Here is a 16,816-nt window from a genome sequence, read left to right as displayed (position 1 = left end):
CGGAATCCTTTGCTCGGGTTGGCGTGAAGGGAGCTTCACGCCGCCACTGTCGGCAAGGCGCCTTAAGCGAACCTGATTTCAGCGCCCGGACGCCGGGCGCCGGGGCTCAGTTGCCGGTGCGCACCGAGGCCTGCTGCTCGGCCCGCGGCAATCCCATCGCAGCGGCGAAATCGACGTTCGACGGCCAGACGAACTGCGCCTTGGCGCTCAGGCCGTTGAACACGGTCAGGGGCTGCTGCAGCGTGATCCCGGCCAGCGTGGCCTCGACCTCGTAGGCGCCGGGGTCGAGCCGGGCCAGCATGAACGGCGAGCCGGTGGCGGTCTCCATCACCAGCCGGCCCGAATAGCGGTCGCGCACCACCACCTTGACGTCGCTCGGGAACTGGCCGGGCTTGCCTCGGCTGACCGCGAATTCGAAGGTCGCGGCCCAGCGGGGCGCCACCGTCTGCATGAAGGCCGCTTCGGCGCTGCTCTTCCCGCCGCACATGTACTCGATGCCCTGGGCCACGCGGATCGGCGGATTGGTCAGCGCCTGCGCCGAGGTGAACATGCCGAAGATCGCCAGGGCCGCGGCGGAGTGCCAGAAGCGGGTCGGGTTCATTGCTGTGCTTTCCTTGCTGAGAAATGGAAATGGCGGCGAGTTCGCCGGCAATTTTCCTTAGCAAGAGTCGGGCTAGGAATAGCGTTTACACGCAGTCGTGCCGGTGCCACGCGCCAAGACCAAAAACCGCATGAGGTCCGACGGTTTTCATTGTTGGCGTCCCGGAAATAGAGATGTTCCGCACGGCGCTGCGAGGGCCGCCTCGACGCCGTCAGACTCGACAGCCCACAACAGACGGTGGATTGCCACACATGAACGCCCCCTGCTCCCCCTGCACCGATGCCCTTTCCGAAGCCGCTCCCGACACCTCCCGGTCCGCCTGGCTGGCCGTCGGCTCGATCGCCGTCGGCACCTTCGCGATGGTCACGACCGAATTCCTGCCGATCGGCCTGCTGACCGACATCGGTGCCGGGCTGCAGGTCAGCGACGGCACCGCCGGGCTGATGGTCACGATGCCGGGCGTGCTGGCGGCCTTCGCCGGGCCGGCGCTGATCGTCGCCTCCGGCCGACTGGACCGCCGCACCGTCATGGTGACGCTGACCGCCATGCTGGTGGCGTCGAACCTGCTGGCGGCTTTCGCACCGAATTTCGCGACGATGCTCGTGGCCCGCCTGCTGCTGGGCCTGTGCATCGGCGGCTTCTGGACCTTCGCGCCGAGCGCCGCCACCCAGCTGGTGGCATCCGGTTCGCAGGCGCGCGCCATGTCGCTGGTGCTGGCCGGCGTCTCGGCGGCCACCGTGCTCGGCGTGCCTGCCGGCGCGCTGGTCGGCACTTTGGCTGGCTGGCGCGCCGCCTTCGGGCTCACGGGCGCACTGGCGGCGGTCGTGCTGGCGATCCAGGTCTGGCTGCTGCCCGCGATGCCGCCGGCCCGCGCCATCCGGCCGCGCGACCTGCTGACGCCGCTGACACGGCGCATGGCGCAGGTCGGCCTGCTGGCGGTGCTGTTCCTTGTGGCCGGCCATTTCGCCGCCTACACCTATCTCAAGCCGCTGCTGCAGCAGGTCTTCGGGCTCGACGCCAACGGCGTCACGACATTGCTGCTGGCCTACGGCGCGGTCGGCTTCTTCGGCACTTTCGTCGGCGGCTCGCTGGTCGCCCGCAGCGTGCGTGCGGCGGCGCTGCTGGCGGCCGTGCTGCTCGCGGCCGCGCTATTGCTGTCGACGGTGGTGGGCAGCGGCTTCCTGGCCGGCGCCGCGGTGGTGGTCACCTGGGGCATCGCCTTCGGCATGATCCCGGTCGCCCTGACCGGCTGGATGATGGAGGCCGTTCCGGATGCGCCCGAAGCCGGCCAGGCCTTGCTGGTGAGCGGCTTCCAGGTCGCGATCGCCTCGGGCGCCCTGCTCGGCGGCCTGGTGGTCGACGGCTGGGGCATCTCGAGCGCGATGCTGCTGAGCGGTGGACTGGTGCTGGTGGCCGCCGTCGTGGTGGGTGGGCTGGGGCGGGCGCCCCGGCGCGCAACACTGGCCGCGTCGGCTGAGCGGGGCTGAGCCCATCGGCAACCTCGGGCACGGAAGCAAGCGCCATCAATCTGCTTCCTTATGGACTAGCAAATTATATAAGATTGCTGCATCATAAGGTATCATGTTGCTATTCCAAGAAAGCCTATGGGCTAGCAAATGTCCCCTGAGCTGAGCCGGCTTCGACTCGAACAACTGCAAGCCACCATGTCTGCCTTCGCAGACATGATGAAGCGGCCTCGGCCGTCACGCGGATGGCTGAAGCTGATTCGAGAAGCGCTGGGGCGCACCGAACGCCAGCAAGCCCAGCGCCTGGGGATCTCGGGGCCCACGCTGCACAAGTCCGAACAGTCGGAAGCCGACGACCGCATCACGCTGGGCCAGTTGCGCAAGCTCGCAGACGGGCTCGACTGCGAGCTCGTCTACGCCCTGGTGCCCCGCCGCCCATTGACGGACATGGTCGAGGAGCGCGCCCGAGCCATCGCCATCGAAGAGGTCGGCGGGGTGGCCCACACGATGAGCCTCGAGGACCAGCGCCCCGGCGCGGAGCGACTTCGCAAGCAGGTGGACCGCAGGACCGAGGAACTGCTGCGCGGGCGCTGGTCAGACCTGTGGCGATAGACCTCGACGAGCAAGATGGCCAGACGCCTCTGGACCCGGATGAGAACGCCGGGCTCATCCCGGACCATCTGGCCACCAAGAGCGAACTGAACGACTGGGAGCAGGAGAACATCCTGCGCGCCGTGCGTTGGCTGAAGCGGGCGCGTTCGCCCGACGTGCTCAGCGAGGGCTTCTGCCGGCAGTTGCATCAGCAGATGTTCGGCAAGACCTGGACTTGGGCCGGCACCTTCCGCCGCTCGGACAAGAACATCGGCTGCGACTGGACTCACGTTGCGGTGAGGCTCAAGGATCTGTTCGACAACACGCGCTGGTGGGTCGACAACGCCACGTTTCCATTCGACGAGATCGCGGCGCGCTTTCACCGCGACCTGGTCTGGATTCACCCTTTCCCCAATGGCAACGGCCGACACGCACGCATGATGGCCGACGCGCTTTTGCGCAGCCTTGGCCAGCCTGCGTTCTCCTGGGGAGGCGGCGGCGATCTGGTGTCCGCCAACGATGCGCGCTCGCGGTATTTGGCGGCCCTGCGCGCCGCCGACCAGGGTGACCATCACCCGCTGCTTGCGTTTGTCCGCAGTTGAGTCCGGCGCCCCGCTCAGCGTCCCTCAAACGTCGATATTCGCCGCCCGCAGCGCGTTCTGCTCGATGAACTCGCGCCGCGGCTCGACCTCGTCGCCCATCAGCATCGTGAACACGCGGTCGGCCTCGATCGCGTCGTCGATCTGCACCCGCAGCAGGCGGCGCACCGCCGGGTCCATCGTGGTTTCCCACAACTGCTCGGGGTTCATCTCGCCCAGCCCCTTGTAGCGCTGGCGCGCCGTGGCGTTCTCGGCCTGTCCAATCAGCCAGCGCATCGCCTCGCGGAAGTCGTTGACCTTTTCTTCCTTGGCGCGCTCGCCCTCGCCGCGCTTGACCACCGCACCTTCGCCCAGCAGGTCGCGAAAGGTCTTGGCCGCCTCGGACAAGGCCGCGTAGTCGGCGCCGTGGACGAAGTCCTGCGTCAGCACGCTGCTCTTGATGTTGCCGTGGTGGCGGCGGCTGATGCGCAGCAGCGGCTTGTCGGTGCGGGTGTCGAACTCGCTCGACACATCCGCCGGCGCGCCGGTGGTGTTGAGTTCGCGCAGCTTGTTCTGCAGTGCCACGGCCGAGGCCTCGGCGCTGGCCGTGGTGTCGAGGTCGAGCGACACGCCGTCGGCGATCGCGCGCAGCGCCGCCGCATCGAGAAACACGCCGAGCCGGGCGATCACGGCTTCGGCCAGTTGGTGCTTGCGCGCCAGTTCGGCCAGGGTGTCGCCGTTGAGCAGGGTCGGACTCGCGCCGCCGGTGGACACGCTCGCATCCTTCAGCGCCACCTTCAGCAGGAAGGCGTCGAGCGCCGGACCGTCCTTGAGGTACTGCTCTTCCTTGCCGACCTTCACCTTGTAGAGCGGCGGCTGCGCGATGTAGATGTGGCCGCGCTCGACCAGCTCGGGCATCTGCCGGTAGAAGAAGGTCAGCAGCAAGGTGCGGATGTGGGCGCCGTCGACGTCGGCGTCGGTCATGATGATGATCCGGTGGTAGCGCAGCTTGGCGACGTTGAAGTCGTCGGCGCCGCCGCCCGAGGTCGTCGCGCCGGCCCGGCCGATGCCGGTGCCCAGGGCGGTGATCATGGTCAGGATTTCGTTGCTGGTCAGCAGCTTCTCGTAGCGCGCCTTCTCGACGTTCAGGATCTTGCCGCGCAGCGGCAGGATGGCCTGGAATTTCCGGTCGCGGCCCTGCTTGGCGGAACCGCCGGCGGAGTCGCCCTCGACCAGGTAGACCTCGCACAGCGCCGGGTCCTTCTCCTGGCAGTCGGCCAGCTTGCCCGGCAGGCCCATGCCGTCGAGCACGCCCTTGCGGCGCGTCATCTCGCGCGCCTTGCGGGCGGCTTCGCGCGCGCGGGCCGCCTCGACGATCTTGCCGCAGATGATCTTGGCGTCGTTCGGGCGCTCCTGCAGGTAGTCGGTCAGCAGGCGGCCGACGATGTCCTCGACCGGCGCGCGCACCTCGCTCGACACCAGCTTGTCCTTGGTCTGGCTCGAGAACTTGGGCTCGGGCACCTTGACGCTCAGCACGCAGCAAAGGCCTTCGCGCATGTCGTCGCCGGTGACCTCGACCTTGGCCTTCTTGGCGAACTCGTTCTCTTCGATGTACTTGTTGATGACCCGGGTCATCGCGGCCCGCAGGCCGGTCAGGTGGGTGCCGCCGTCACGCTGCGGGATGTTGTTGGTGAAGCACAGCACCTGCTCGTTGTAGCCGCTGTTCCACTGCATCGCGACCTCGACCCCGATGTGCGTGCCCGGAATGCCGCCGTAGGTATCGGCCGGCTTCTCGCCCATCGCGTAGAACACGTTCGGGTGCAGCACCGTCTTGCCCTTGTTGATGAACTCGACAAAGCCCTTGACGCCGCCGGCGCCCGAGAAGTCGTCTTCCTTGCCGGTGCGCTCGTCGATCAGGCGGATCCGCACGCCGTTGTTCAGGAAGCTCAGCTCGCGCAGCCGCTTGCTGAGGATCTCGTAGTGGAAGTCGGCGTTTTCCTTGAAGATCTCGKTGTCGGGCAGGAAGTGCACCTCGGTGCCGCGCTTCTCGGTCTCGCCGATGACCTTCATCGGCGACACCTCGACGCCGCCCACCGTCTCCAGCAGGCGGTTCTGCACGAAGCCCTTGCTGAACTCGAGCGTGTGGACCTTGCCGTCGCGCCGCACCGTCAGGCGCAGCATCTTGCTGAGCGCGTTGACGCAGCTCACGCCGACCCCGTGCAGGCCGCCCGACACCTTGTAGCTGTTCTGGTTGAACTTGCCGCCAGCGTGCAGTTCGGTCAGCGCGATCTCGGCCGCCGAGCGCTTCGGCTCGTGCTTGTCGTCCATCTTGACGCCGGTCGGGATGCCCCGGCCGTTGTCGGTCACGGAGACCGAGTTGTCGGTGTGGATCGTGACCACGATGTCGTCGCAGTAGCCCGCCAGCGCCTCGTCGATCGAGTTGTCGACCACCTCGAACACCAGGTGGTGCAGGCCGGTGCCGTCCGAGGTGTCGCCGATGTACATGCCCGGGCGCTTGCGCACCGCCTCCAGCCCTTCGAGGATCGTGATGGAGCCTTCGCCATAGGAGGTGTCGCCGGCCGGTGTCACCTCGATCGGAATCGCGCTGTCGATTTCAGGGGTGTAAACCGGCTCGGTGTGCGGCACTTCCGGCTTGTTTTCTTCGCTCATCACTTTCTTTCTCTCTCGGCGCCGCGCTGGGCACCGTCTGTTCGGGAGATACCGCGGAACCGGCTTTGCCGGGCCGCTGGTATCGCCCCCTGCAAGGGGGTGGGCGGCTACACGAAGTGAGCCAACCTGGGGGTGTGCCAGGTCCTTGTGCTAAATCCTCATCGGCATGACGACGTACTTGAACGACGCGTTCTCGGGAATCGTCATCAGCACCGAGCTGTTGGAGTCCGCCAGGTCCAGCTTCACCATGTCCTGGCTCATGTTGGCCAGGGCATCGATCAGGTAGGTCACGTTGAAGCCGATCTCGATCGCGTCGCCGCCGTAGTCGATGTCGAGTTCGTCCTGCGCCTCTTCCTGCTCGGCGTTGTTCGACGCGATGCGCAAGGTGCCGGGCTCGATGTTGAGCCGCACGCCCTTGAACTTCTCGCTGGTCAGGATCGCGGTGCGCTGCAGGCTGGCCAGGAGCGGTGCGCGGCCCAGCGTGACCGTGTTCTTGTGGGTCTTGGGGATCACGCGGTTGTAGTCGGGGAACTTGCCCTCGACCAGCTTGGTGACGAACTCCATGCCGCCGAAGCTGAACTTGGCCTGGTTGTTGGCGAACTGCATCTCGATCGCGCCTTCGGCGTCGGACAGGAGACGCTGCATCTCCAGCACGGTCTTGCGCGGCAGGATCACCTCCTGGCGCGGCACCTCGACGTCGAGGGTGGCCGAGGCGAAGGCCAGCCGATGGCCGTCGGTCGCGACCAGGCTCAGCTGCTTGCCTTCGGCGACGAACAGGATGCCGTTGAGGTAGTAGCGGATGTCGTGCACCGCCATCGCGAACGACACCTGGCCCAGCAGGTCCTTCAGGGTCTTTTGCGGCACGCTGAACACCGGGCCGAAATTGGCCGACTCCTGCACCAGCGGGAAGTCTTCGGCCGGCAGCGACTGCAAGGTGAAGCGGCTCTTGCCGCCCTTGAGCACCAGCTTGCTGGCGCTCGACTCGAGGCTCACGGTCTGGTCGGCCGGCATGGTGCGCAGGATGTCGATCAGCTTGCGGGCGCCGATGGTGGTCGTGAAGTTGCCTTCGTCGCCGCCGAGTTCGGCATGGGTGCGGATCTGGATCTCGAGGTCGCTGGTGGTGAGCTGCAGCTGGCCGCCGGTCTTGCGGATCAGCACGTTGGCCAGGATCGGCAGCGTGTGGCGGCGCTCGACGATGCCCGCCACGGACTGCAGCGCGGCGAGGACTTTGTCCTGGGTAGCCTTCAAAACGATCATTGTCTTACCTCTTCCTTATTTCTTTAATTCAAATTAGTAGTAGTAGATAAGGGACGCACTGTGCTGTGGACAGCGTCGTTTTCCGCTTTCGTGACAGGCACTTGGCGCTGCCGGCCGGCTGTGCGCAGCCCTGCTTCGGGGCTGTCGCGCCAGGGCGCACAACTTCGGCGCGCAGCGCCCGCCTGTGGACAAGCCCTTTCTTGTGCCGGAACTGTCCCCAGAGTTGTCCTTTGACAGGGGTCGATGGTGATGGCTGTACCGCACGCATCGCTCAGCCCTTCAGGGTCTGCTCCAGCACGTGCAACTGCTGGTTGAGTTCGGTGAGCTGCTGCCGCTCGCCCGAGATCTTGCGCACCGCATGCAGCACCGTCGTGTGGTCGCGGCCACCGAACAGCTCGCCGATCTCGGGCAGGCTCTTCTGGGTCAGCTCCTTGGCCAGGTACATCGCGATCTGGCGCGGCCGCGCGATCGAGGCCGGACGCTTCTTCGAGTACATGTCGGCGACCTTGATCTTGTAGTAGTCGGCCACCGTCTTCTGGATGTTCTCGACCGAGATCTGCCGGTTCTGGATCGACAGCAGGTCGCGCAGCGCCTCGCGCGCCAGGGCGATCGAGATCTCTTTCTGGTTGAAGCGCGAGTAAGCCAGGATCTTGCGCAGCGCGCCTTCGAGCTCGCGCACGTTGGAGCGCACGTTCTTGGCGACGAAGAAGGCGACTTCTTCGGGCATCTCGGCGCTCTCGGCGCGCGCCTTGTTGATGAGAATCGCGACGCGCATCTCGAGCTCGGGCGGCTCGATCGCGACCGTCAGCCCCGAGTCGAAGCGCGAGACCAGCCGCTCGTGGATGTCCGCCAGTCCCTTGGGATAGGTGTCGCTGGTCATCACGATGTGCGACTTCTTGGCCAGCAGCGCCTCGAAGGCATTGAAGAATTCTTCTTGCGTGCGGTCCTTGTTGGCGAAGAACTGGACGTCGTCGATCAGCAGCAGGTCGAGCGAGTGGTAGCGTTCCTTGAACTCGTCGAAAGTCTTGCGCTGATACGCTTTGACCACATCCGAGACGAATTGCTCGGCGTGGATGTAGAGAACTTTGGATTCGGGGCGGTCGGCCAGCAGGCGGTTGCCCACCGCGTGCATCAGGTGGGTCTTGCCGAGGCCGACCCCGCCATAGATGAAAAGCGGGTTGTAGAGGTGGCCCGGCATGCCGGCCACGTGCATCGCCGCGGCACGCGCCATGCGGTTCGCCGTGCCTTCGACCAGGGTGTCGAAAGTGAGGCCCGAGTTGAGCCGGTTCTTGAAGGCGGCGGCGGCCAGGTCTTCGCCCGAAGGCACCATTTCGCGCGGCACATCGGTTTCAGACACGATCGCCATAGATGCCGGCCGGCTGGCGATTTCCCGAGGAGCGAGCGCTAACTCAATGATGACTGGCTGGCCATAGAGCTTCTCGGCCATCGAGGCGATCTTGCCGGCGTACTGGGCCCGGATCCAGTCGAGTTTGAAGCGGTTGGCCACGAACACCGTGACCCGCGACAGATCGTCCGTGACCTTCGCGGTCAGCGGCTTGATCCAGGTGTTGAACTGCTGTTCGGACAGTTCCTGTGCGAGCTGGTCGACACAGGCCTGCCAGAGGCTGTCACCGATGCCTTCACCCGGCATGGGCGCTCTGAAAAGTGGTTTGTCCCTCAGCCATTCTCTCGTCTTGGTATTGTGGATAGTCGCACCCGCGATGCGCCCTGGATTCTAACTTGTCAAAACCTTATCCACATGGTCTGGACGGTGGCGGAAACGCTTGCGAACCAACCGGTCATTGTGGCGCAACCGAAACTTTGCGATAATCGCGGGTTTCCCTGAAAACCTTCTTTGTGTGTTTCGGGGTATTCGCATCATCGCGCCTCGCCGGGCCCTTCCGGTTGCGCGGTAGAGAACAGTCCCCGGCCCCTCGAGGCCCGGAGGCTCAAAAACGCCGGCCCAGCCGGTGAATCAGGAAATCATCATGAAACGCACGTATCAAGCATCGAAAGTCCGCCGCGCCCGTACCCACGGCTTCCTGGTCCGCATGAAGACCCGCGGCGGCCGCGCCGTGATCAACGCACGCCGCGCCAAGGGCCGCAAGCGCCTGGCCGTCTAAGGCCAGACACTTTCGCCGGCTCCGTTGCCAGTCGACCCGCTGCCGCCCTCACCGTTCGACGGCGTCCCGCGGTTGGCTTCCATGCAGCGGCTCAAGACCCGCGCGCAGTTCCAGGCCGTCCTCGCAGGTGCCACCGTGGCGCGCACAGCCCACTTCGCACTGCACCGCTGCGCGCTCGACGCGCCGGGCGGGGCTGCGCCGCTGTTCGCTTCCGACGATGTCTGGCTGGGCGCCATGGTTCCCAAGCGCTGGGCCCGTCGGGCGGTCACCCGCAACGCGATCAAACGCCAGATCTACACCGTGAGCGCTGCCGTCGCCGAGTCGCTGCCGCGCGCGGCGCACGTGGTGCGCCTGCGTGCGGCCTTCGATCGCAAGCAATTCGTCAGCGCGTCGTCCGACGCGCTCAAGGCCGCCGTCCGCACCGAACTCCAGCAGCTGCTGGCGCGGGCCGGGGCGGCGCGCGCATGATGCGGCGCCTGCTGATCGCCCTGGTCAAGGGCTACCGGCTGCTGCTGAGCCCCTGGCTCGGGCAGTCCTGCCGCTTCGAGCCGACCTGCTCCGTCTACGCGATCGGCGCGCTCGAGCAGCACGGCGCCGCCAAGGGCAGCTACCTGACACTGCACCGCATCGCGCGCTGCCAGCCCTGGTGCCAGGGCGGCCACGATCCGGTGCCTCCAAAGACACAGCGACCGGCGCCCAGGCGCGGGTCGCTGTTCGCCTTTCTCTCCCCCGACGACAAGAAGTCTTCTTCATGAACGATATCCGCCGCACCATCTTGTGGGTGATTTTTGGTTTCTCGCTGGTGTTGCTGTGGGACCAATGGCAGGTCTACAACGGCCACAAGCCGACCTTCCTGCCCTCGGCCAAGACCGCCGCCCCCGCCGATTCGTCGGCGCCGCCCGCTGCCAGTGCCAGCGGCGTCCCGGCGGCTGCCGCACCGGCGGCCGGTGCGGTCCCGGTGCAGGGCTCGGCGCCCGCCATCGGCGAGAAAGTCACGGTGTCCACCGACGTCTTCAAGGCGACCATCGACGGTGAAGGCGGCACGCTGTCCGAACTGCAGCTGCTCCAGTTCCTCGACCAGACCAACCACGGCGGCCTGGTCGAATGGGCCCGCCGCCTGGTCGGCCTGCCGGTGCCGCAGAACGAGGTCCGGCCGGTCATGCTGATGGAGAACGGCTCGCCCGCCACCCGCTACGTGGCCCAGACCGGGCTGCTGAACACGGTGGACACCGGCGACCGCTTCCCGAACCACCTGAGCCTGATGACCGCGCGCCCCGGCCCGCGCGAACTCGCCGAAGGCCAGAACAAGCTCGAAGTCGTGTTCGAGTCGCAGCCCGTGGGCGGCATCAAGTACGTCAAGACCTACGTGTTCCAGCGCGGCGACTACACGATCCGCGTCAATCACCAGGTCGTCAACGTGAGCGACAAGCCGCGCGACGCCCAGCTCTACCTGCAGTTCACGCGCCACGGCACGGTCGCCGCCGGCACCATGTTCGGCACCAACACCTTCACCGGCCCGGCCATCTACACCGAGCAGAAGAAGTTCCAGAAGATCGCCTTCACCGACATCACCAAGGGCAAGGTCGAACTGCCCGCGCCGGCCGACAACGGCTGGGTGGCGATGGTCCAGCACTACTTCGTCTCGGCCTGGCTGCTCAACGTGCCCGGCAGCGACACCATCAAGCGCGAGTTCCGGGTCGCCGACCTCGGCAACAACCTGTTCTCGGTCGCGATGGTGCTGAAGCTGCCCGAGCTGGCACCGGGCGCCTCGCAGGCGATCGACAGCAACCTGTTCGCCGGCCCCGAGGAAGAGAAGAAGCTCGAGGCGATCGCCACCGGCCTCGACCTGGTCAAGGACTACGGCATCTTCGCGATCATCTCCAAGCCGCTCTACTGGCTGCTCAACAAGCTGCACGGCATCCTCGGCAACTGGGGCTGGTCGATCGTCGCGCTGGTGGTGCTGCTGAAGGCGGCGTTCTACTGGCTCAACGCCAAGGCCTACGCGAGCATGGCCAAGATGAAGGCCATCAATCCGAAGATCATGGAGATGCGCGAGCGGCTCAAGGACAAGCCGCAGGAGATGCAGCAGGAGATGATGCGCATCTACCGCGAGGAGAAGGTCAACCCGATGGGCGGCTGCTTCCCGATCGTGATCCAGATCCCGGTGTTCATCGCGCTCTACTGGGTGCTGCTGTCGTCGGTCGAGATGCGCCACGCCCCGTGGATCCTCTGGATCCATGACCTCTCGGCACCGGACCCGTGGTTCATCCTGCCGGTGGTCATGACCGCCACCTCGCTGTTCCAGACCTGGCTCAACCCGACGCCGCCGGACCCGATGCAGGCCAAGCTGATGTGGATCATGCCGCTGGCTTTCAGCGTGATGTTCATCTTCTTCCCGGCCGGCCTGGTGCTCTACTGGATCACCAACAACGTGCTGTCGATCGCGCAGCAGTGGTTCATCAACAAGCGCCTGGGCGTGCTAGGCAATCCGCCCAAGAAGCCGAAGGCGCCGATCCTGGCGAAGCCAGGCAAGTAAGGCTTCGGCCATCGACCCGAAGGGCCGCGAAAGCGGCCCTTTTTACTGGAAGAATCGTTCCCATGCTCGCCCGCACCGCCGATCCGATCGTTGCCATCGCCACCGCCTCAGGCCGCGGGTCGGTCGGGATCGTGCGGGTCTCCGGCCGCGAGCTGGCGCCGCTGATCGACGCCCTCTGCGGCCGCGCGCTGAAGCCGCGGGAGGCCAGCTACCTTCCGTTCCGCGATGCCGACGGCTCGCCGATCGACCGCGGCCTGGCGCTGCACTTTCCGGCCCCGCATTCCTTCACCGGCGAGGACGTGTTCGAACTGCAGGCCCATGGCGGCACGGTGGTGCTGCAGCTGCTGCTGGCGCGCTGCCTGGCGGCGGCCGCCGAGACCGATCCGGCGACCGGCCGGCCGCGCCTGGCGGGCCTGCGGGTGGCCGAGCCCGGCGAGTTCAGCCAGCGCGCCTTCCTCAACGGCAAGATCGACCTGGCGCAGGCCGAGGCGATCGCCGACCTGATCGACGCCAGCACCGAAGCCGCGGCGCGCAGCGCCAGCCGGTCGCTGTCGGGCGCCTTCTCCGACGAGATCCACACCTTGCTCGAGGCCCTAGTGCGCCTGCGCATGCTGGTCGAGGCGACGCTCGACTTTCCCGACGAGGAGATCGACTTCCTGCAGGAGGCCGACGCCGCGGGCCAGCTGGTGGCGCTGCAGTCCCAGCTGGCCGCGGTGCAGCAGCGGGCCCGCCAGGGCGCCCTGCTGCGCGAGGGCATCAAGGTCGTGATCGCCGGCCAGCCGAATGCCGGCAAGAGCTCGCTGCTGAATGCGCTGGCGGGCGCCGAGCTGGCGATCGTCAGCGCGGTCGCGGGCACCACCCGCGACGTGGTTTCGCAGACCATCCAGATCCAGGGCGTTCCGCTGCATGTCGTCGACACCGCCGGCCTGCGCGACAGCGTCGACGAGGTCGAGCAGATCGGCATCGCCCGCGCCTGGAGCCAGATCGAAGGGGCCGACGCGGTGCTGTTCCTGCACGACCTGACCCGCAGTGCGGCCCCTGCCTATGCGCAGGCCGATGCCGACATCGCTGGGCTGCTGGCCGGCCGGCTGCCCGCCAGCGTGCCGGTGATCGATGTCTGGAGCAAGCTCGACGCGCTGCCCGCCACGCAGCCGCCGCCCGACAGCGGCGTCAGCCTGTCGGCGCGCACCGGGGCCGGCATCGAAACCCTGCGTCGCCGACTGCTCGAGGTCGCCGGCTGGCAGGCGGTTCCGGAAGGCGTCTACCTGGCGCGGGCCCGCCACGTGCAGGCGCTGTCGCGGGTCGAGGAACACATCGCGCTGGCGACCGCCCACCTGGCAGCCCATGCCCAGTTGCTCGACCTGCTGGCCGAAGAGCTGCGGCTGGCGCAGAACGCACTGAACGAAATCACCGGCGAGTTCGGCGCCGACGACCTGCTCGGCGTGATCTTTTCCCGCTTCTGCATCGGCAAGTGAGCGAGAGTGTGTCATTCTGTGACATCTGTCACCACAGATTTGGCCTTTCGCAGATACTTCCGACGCACAGCAGGACAAACGAACGATGTCATCCAGCATTCAGGATCTTTGCCGCGCGATCGCCCAGAACACCAGCTACGACGCCTTTGCGCCGGCGCTCAATTCGCTGCAATGGGAAACGGTGGCTGCCTATCTGCAGCCCTTCGACCTGGCCGCGGGCCAGGTGCTGATCGACCAGGGCGCCCAGGACCGCACGGTGTTCTTCATCGAGAGCGGCGCACTCAGCGTGCACCTGATCGGCGACAAGGGCCAGATGCAGCTGGCGATCCTGAATCCGGGCTCGGTGGTCGGCGAAGGCTCCTTCTTCTCGCGCGCACCGCGTTCGGCCAACGTGGTCGCCACCGGGGCGGCCCGGGTCTGGCGACTGACCGGGATCCGCTTCGCCGAACTGTCGAACCGGCAGCCCAACCTGGCCCTGGAGCTCACGATGGGGCTCGGCGCCGTGATCGCCAAGCGTCTGGTGAACAAGCAGAAGCGGGTGGCGGTGACCTGAGCGCACGATGACCCTGGTGTGCGCGGACTGCCGCACGGACAACCGTGACGGCGCCAAGTTCTGCAAGGGCTGCGGACGGAGGCTGGTCGCGTTGACCGCACCGCAACCGGCCGCCCTCCCCGGCGCCGAAGCGGAATGGCCCGCCACCCAGCGCATGGCGAGGGACGTGGAGCTTCCGCCGCCGCTGCCGACCCCCCGTCCCCGTCGGCCGGCCATCCCCTCCAACGGGAAGGCGCCCCCTCGCGAAGCGTCCCCCACGCCCCGGAAGCATCCGCCTCGAGCCGGCGCCCCGCCGCGCCCGAACCCGCTGCGCACGGCCGTGATCGGCCTGGCGGCCGTGGGTCTTGTGGTGGCGCTGGCCGCCTGGTTGTTCTCGTCCGGTTCGCCGCCGCCGGTGGCGGTGGCGGTGTCCGCGCCCCCTTCGCCGGCGGCCACGCCGGCGCCCGCTCCGGTCGAGGCGGCGGTACCCGTTGCGCCCACGCCTGCGGCCGAGCCCCAGCCGCAGGCCGAGGCCCCGGCGCCAGAGCCCGTCGCCAGCGCGCCTGTTGCAGAGCCACCGCCGCCGGCGCCAACGGCCCAGGCGGTCGCGCCACCAGCCGCCCCCGCCAAGCCCAGCCCGCCAAAACCCCGCAAGCCGTCAGCACCGGCGGCCGCACCGGCGCCCGTGGCCGCCGCACCTGCCCCGCAGCCGGAACCCGCGCCAGCCCCGCCGCCCCCGCCCCCGAACCCGCAGGCGCAATGCGCCGGCCTGAACTTCATCGCCCGCGCCCAGTGCATGGCCGCGCAGTGCGCCAGGGCGGAATTCAGGACGACGGCCCAGTGCGACGCGGTCCGCCGACAACAGCAGGTCGAGGAAGAAAAGCGCAATCCGACGCTGCTGAACTGAGCGGTCCCCGCGCTCAGCCCTTCTGCAGCTTGTCGATCGCCACCGCCAGCGCGCCGGGCTTGCCCGACAACACCAGCGTGTCGCCGTCGGCCAGCACCGTGTCGTCGTCGGCATCGGCGGCCTTGCCGTCGCGGCGGCGCAGGCTCGCCACGCGCACGTTCAGCCCCGCCAGCGCCAGCCTGGCCAGCGGCTGGCCGATGGCGCGCGCGCCGGCCGTCAAGGTGAAGGTGTTGAGGCGCTCATGGTCGATCTCGTCGGCGTTGTCGTCGTCGGCGCCGTGGAAATAGCCGCGCAGCAGGTTGTAGCGCGCATCGCGCTGGTCCTGGACGACGCGGATCACGCGCCGCATCGGCACCCCGACCAGCGCCAGCGCATGGCTGGCCAGCATCAGCGAGCCCTCGATCGCCTCCGGCACCACCTCGGTCGCGCCGGCCGCCTGCAGCTTCTCGAGGTCGCGGTCGTCCTGGGTGCGCACGATGACCGGCACCTGCGGCGCATGGGCGCGTGCGTTGGCCAGCACCTTCAGCGCTCCCGGCACGTCCTGGTAGGTCACGACCAGGGCGCTGGCGCGCGCGAGGCCCGCCGCCATCAGCGCCTGCAGCCGGGACGCATCGCCGAACACCACCGAATCGCCGGCCGCGGCCGCCTGCCGGACCCGGTCCGGATCGAGGTCCAGCGCCAGGTAGGGGATGCCCTCGCGCTCCAGCATCCGCGCCAGGTTCTGGCCGCAGCGGCCGTAGCCGCAGATGATCACGTGGCGTGCCGTGTTGATCGTCTTGCGGGCGATCGTGGTCATCTGCAGCGACTGCTGCAGCCAGTCGCTGGCCACCAGCTTGCGCACGATCCGGTTGCTGTACATGATGATGAAGGGGGTCGACAGCATCGACAGCACCATCGAGGCCAGCACCGGATTCGCCAGCCACGCCGGCAGCAGGTCCTGGCCCTGGGCCAGCGCCAGCAGCACGAAGCCGAACTCGCCGGCCTGCGCCAGGTAGAGGCCGGTGCGCAGCGAGACGCCGGCCGTGGCGCCCAGGACCCGCGCCAGTGCCGTCACCAGCACCAGCTTGAAGGCCAGCGGCAGCAGCAGCAGCACCGCCACCAGCGCCCAGCGCTCGACCACCACGTGCCAGTCGAGCGACATGCCGATGGTGATGAAGAAGAGCCCGAGCAGCACGTCGTGGAACGGCCGGATGTCGGTCTCGACCTGGTGCTTGAACTCGGTCTCCGACACCAGCATGCCGGCGACGAAGGCACCCAGCGCCAGGCTCAGGCCGGCGAGTTCGGTCAGCCAGGCCAGGCCGAGCGTGACGAGCAGCAGGTTGAGCATGAACAGCTCCTCGCTGCGCCGGCGCGCAACCAGCGTGAGCCACCAGCGCATCACGCGCGGCCCGCCATACAGCAGCACGCCGATCAGGAAGCCGGCCTTCAGCAGCGCGAAGCTGAGCGCCTTCAGCAAGGTCTCGGGCGGGGCGCCGAGGGCCGGGATCAGCACCAGCAGCGGCACCACCGCCAGGTCCTGGAACAGCAGCACGCCCATCACCCGCTTGCCATGCTCGCTGTCGATCTCCAGCCGCTCCGCCATCAGCTTGACGACGATCGCCGTGCTGCTCATCGTGAGTGCGCCCGAGAAGACCAGCGCGGCCTGCCAGTGCAGCCGCCAGGCCGGCGGCAGCCAGTGCGACAGCAGCAGCGCACCGACGGTGGCCACCGAGATCGTCAGCATCACCTGCAGCAGGCCGAGCCCGAACACGTGGCGGCGCATCGCCCGCAGCTTGGGCAGGCTGAACTCGAGCCCGATGACGAACATCAGAAAGACGACGCCGAATTCGCCCAGGTGGCGGATGCCCTCGGAGTTCTGCGCCAGTGCCAGCGCATGGGGTCCGATCAGCACCCCGGCCGAGAGGTAGCCGAGCATCGGCGGCAGCCGCAGCAGGCGGCAGACAACCACGCCGATCACCGCAGCGAGCAAATACATCAGCGTCAGATCGAGCGAGGACATGCCCGCATGCTAGCAACACGCCTGCCCGCTTCCGGCGCCATTTCATCCCCATGGGGGACTCGACGCGGCCGGCCGATAAAA

15 protein-coding genes are annotated in these 16,816 nt (G+C 67.6%); 10 read left to right on the top strand and 5 right to left on the bottom strand.

The features are described from left to right. Positions 1 to 106: 106 nt before the first annotated feature. Complete coding sequence (locus tag AC1DF3_RS02440) at positions 107 to 601, bottom strand: hypothetical protein (protein WP_286533213.1); 495 nt, start codon at positions 599 to 601, stop codon at positions 107 to 109. 251 nt (positions 602 to 852) lie between these two features. On the opposite strand from AC1DF3_RS02440, the gene AC1DF3_RS02435 reads away from it, so the two are divergent. The 3 genes from AC1DF3_RS02435 to AC1DF3_RS02425 all read left to right on the top strand — a co-directional run bounded on the left by AC1DF3_RS02435 (position 853) and on the right by AC1DF3_RS02425 (position 3,260). Next, the gene (locus AC1DF3_RS02435) at positions 853 to 2,088 is read left to right on the top strand and encodes an MFS transporter (protein WP_478138736.1); all 1,236 of its coding nucleotides are present in this window, start codon (positions 853 to 855) and stop codon (positions 2,086 to 2,088) included. Between the two features lie 177 nt (positions 2,089 to 2,265). After that, entirely contained in the window at positions 2,266 to 2,679 is a 414-nt protein-coding gene (locus AC1DF3_RS02430; protein ID WP_478138735.1) for a mobile mystery protein A, read from the top strand. After that, the gene (locus AC1DF3_RS02425; RefSeq protein WP_478138734.1) at positions 2,670 to 3,260 is read left to right on the top strand and encodes a mobile mystery protein B; all 591 of its coding nucleotides are present in this window, start codon (positions 2,670 to 2,672) and stop codon (positions 3,258 to 3,260) included. The genes AC1DF3_RS02430 and AC1DF3_RS02425 overlap by 10 nt, the downstream gene beginning before the upstream one ends. A 24-nt stretch (positions 3,261 to 3,284) precedes the next feature. Here AC1DF3_RS02425 and gyrB read toward each other — a convergent pair whose 3' ends face one another. From gyrB to dnaA, 3 genes are all read right to left on the bottom strand, one after another. Continuing rightward, positions 3,285 to 5,909 carry a DNA topoisomerase (ATP-hydrolyzing) subunit B gene (gene gyrB / locus AC1DF3_RS02420; RefSeq protein ID WP_478138733.1) on the bottom strand — a complete coding sequence of 875 codons (2,625 nt, stop codon included), beginning with the start codon at positions 5,907 to 5,909 and terminating at the stop codon, positions 3,285 to 3,287. Positions 5,910 to 6,056: 147 nt separating this feature from the next. Then, positions 6,057 to 7,163 carry a DNA polymerase III subunit beta gene (dnaN, locus tag AC1DF3_RS02415; protein WP_286519625.1) on the bottom strand — a complete coding sequence of 369 codons (1,107 nt, stop codon included), beginning with the start codon at positions 7,161 to 7,163 and terminating at the stop codon, positions 6,057 to 6,059. A gap of 271 nt (positions 7,164 to 7,434) precedes the next feature. Next, positions 7,435 to 8,814, bottom strand: a complete 1,380-nt coding sequence (gene dnaA / locus AC1DF3_RS02410) for a chromosomal replication initiator protein DnaA (RefSeq protein ID WP_286519626.1) — start codon at positions 8,812 to 8,814, stop codon at positions 7,435 to 7,437. A 337-nt stretch (positions 8,815 to 9,151) separates the two neighbouring features. On the opposite strand from dnaA, the gene rpmH reads away from it, so the two are divergent. The 7 genes from rpmH to AC1DF3_RS02375 all read left to right on the top strand — a co-directional run bounded on the left by rpmH (position 9,152) and on the right by AC1DF3_RS02375 (position 14,736). Then, positions 9,152 to 9,286 carry a 50S ribosomal protein L34 gene (gene rpmH, locus AC1DF3_RS02405; protein ID WP_007834827.1) on the top strand — a complete coding sequence of 45 codons (135 nt, stop codon included), beginning with the start codon at positions 9,152 to 9,154 and terminating at the stop codon, positions 9,284 to 9,286. An 81-nt stretch (positions 9,287 to 9,367) separates the two neighbouring features. Then, positions 9,368 to 9,754, top strand: a complete 387-nt coding sequence (locus AC1DF3_RS02400) for a ribonuclease P protein component (protein WP_286533812.1) — start codon at positions 9,368 to 9,370, stop codon at positions 9,752 to 9,754. Continuing rightward, positions 9,751 to 10,041: a membrane protein insertion efficiency factor YidD gene (yidD, locus tag AC1DF3_RS02395; RefSeq protein WP_286519627.1), complete on the top strand. Its 291-nt coding sequence runs from the start codon at positions 9,751 to 9,753 to the stop codon at positions 10,039 to 10,041. The genes AC1DF3_RS02400 and yidD overlap by 4 nt, the downstream gene beginning before the upstream one ends. Further along, entirely contained in the window at positions 10,038 to 11,822 is a 1,785-nt protein-coding gene (yidC, locus tag AC1DF3_RS02390; RefSeq protein ID WP_286533222.1) for a membrane protein insertase YidC, read from the top strand. The genes yidD and yidC overlap by 4 nt, the downstream gene beginning before the upstream one ends. Positions 11,823 to 11,884: 62 nt before the next feature. Continuing rightward, complete coding sequence (gene mnmE / locus AC1DF3_RS02385) at positions 11,885 to 13,297, top strand: tRNA uridine-5-carboxymethylaminomethyl(34) synthesis GTPase MnmE (RefSeq protein ID WP_478138732.1); 1,413 nt, start codon at positions 11,885 to 11,887, stop codon at positions 13,295 to 13,297. An 85-nt stretch (positions 13,298 to 13,382) separates the two neighbouring features. After that, the gene (locus AC1DF3_RS02380; RefSeq protein WP_301803882.1) at positions 13,383 to 13,850 is read left to right on the top strand and encodes a Crp/Fnr family transcriptional regulator; all 468 of its coding nucleotides are present in this window, start codon (positions 13,383 to 13,385) and stop codon (positions 13,848 to 13,850) included. 91 nt (positions 13,851 to 13,941) lie between these two features. Then, entirely contained in the window at positions 13,942 to 14,736 is a 795-nt protein-coding gene (locus AC1DF3_RS02375) for a zinc ribbon domain-containing protein (protein WP_478138731.1), read from the top strand. 13 nt (positions 14,737 to 14,749) lie between these two features. On the opposite strand, the gene AC1DF3_RS02370 is transcribed toward AC1DF3_RS02375, so the two are convergent. Further along, positions 14,750 to 16,735, bottom strand: coding sequence for a cation:proton antiporter (locus AC1DF3_RS02370; protein ID WP_478138730.1), 1,986 nt, complete (start codon positions 16,733 to 16,735; stop codon positions 14,750 to 14,752). Positions 16,736 to 16,816 lie beyond the last annotated feature (81 nt).

The sequence above is a fragment of the Variovorax sp. 10N432 genome, assembly GCF_056394465.1.
Note: the sequence above shows the minus strand (reverse complement) of the source record. Positions and strands in the feature narration are given on the sequence as shown.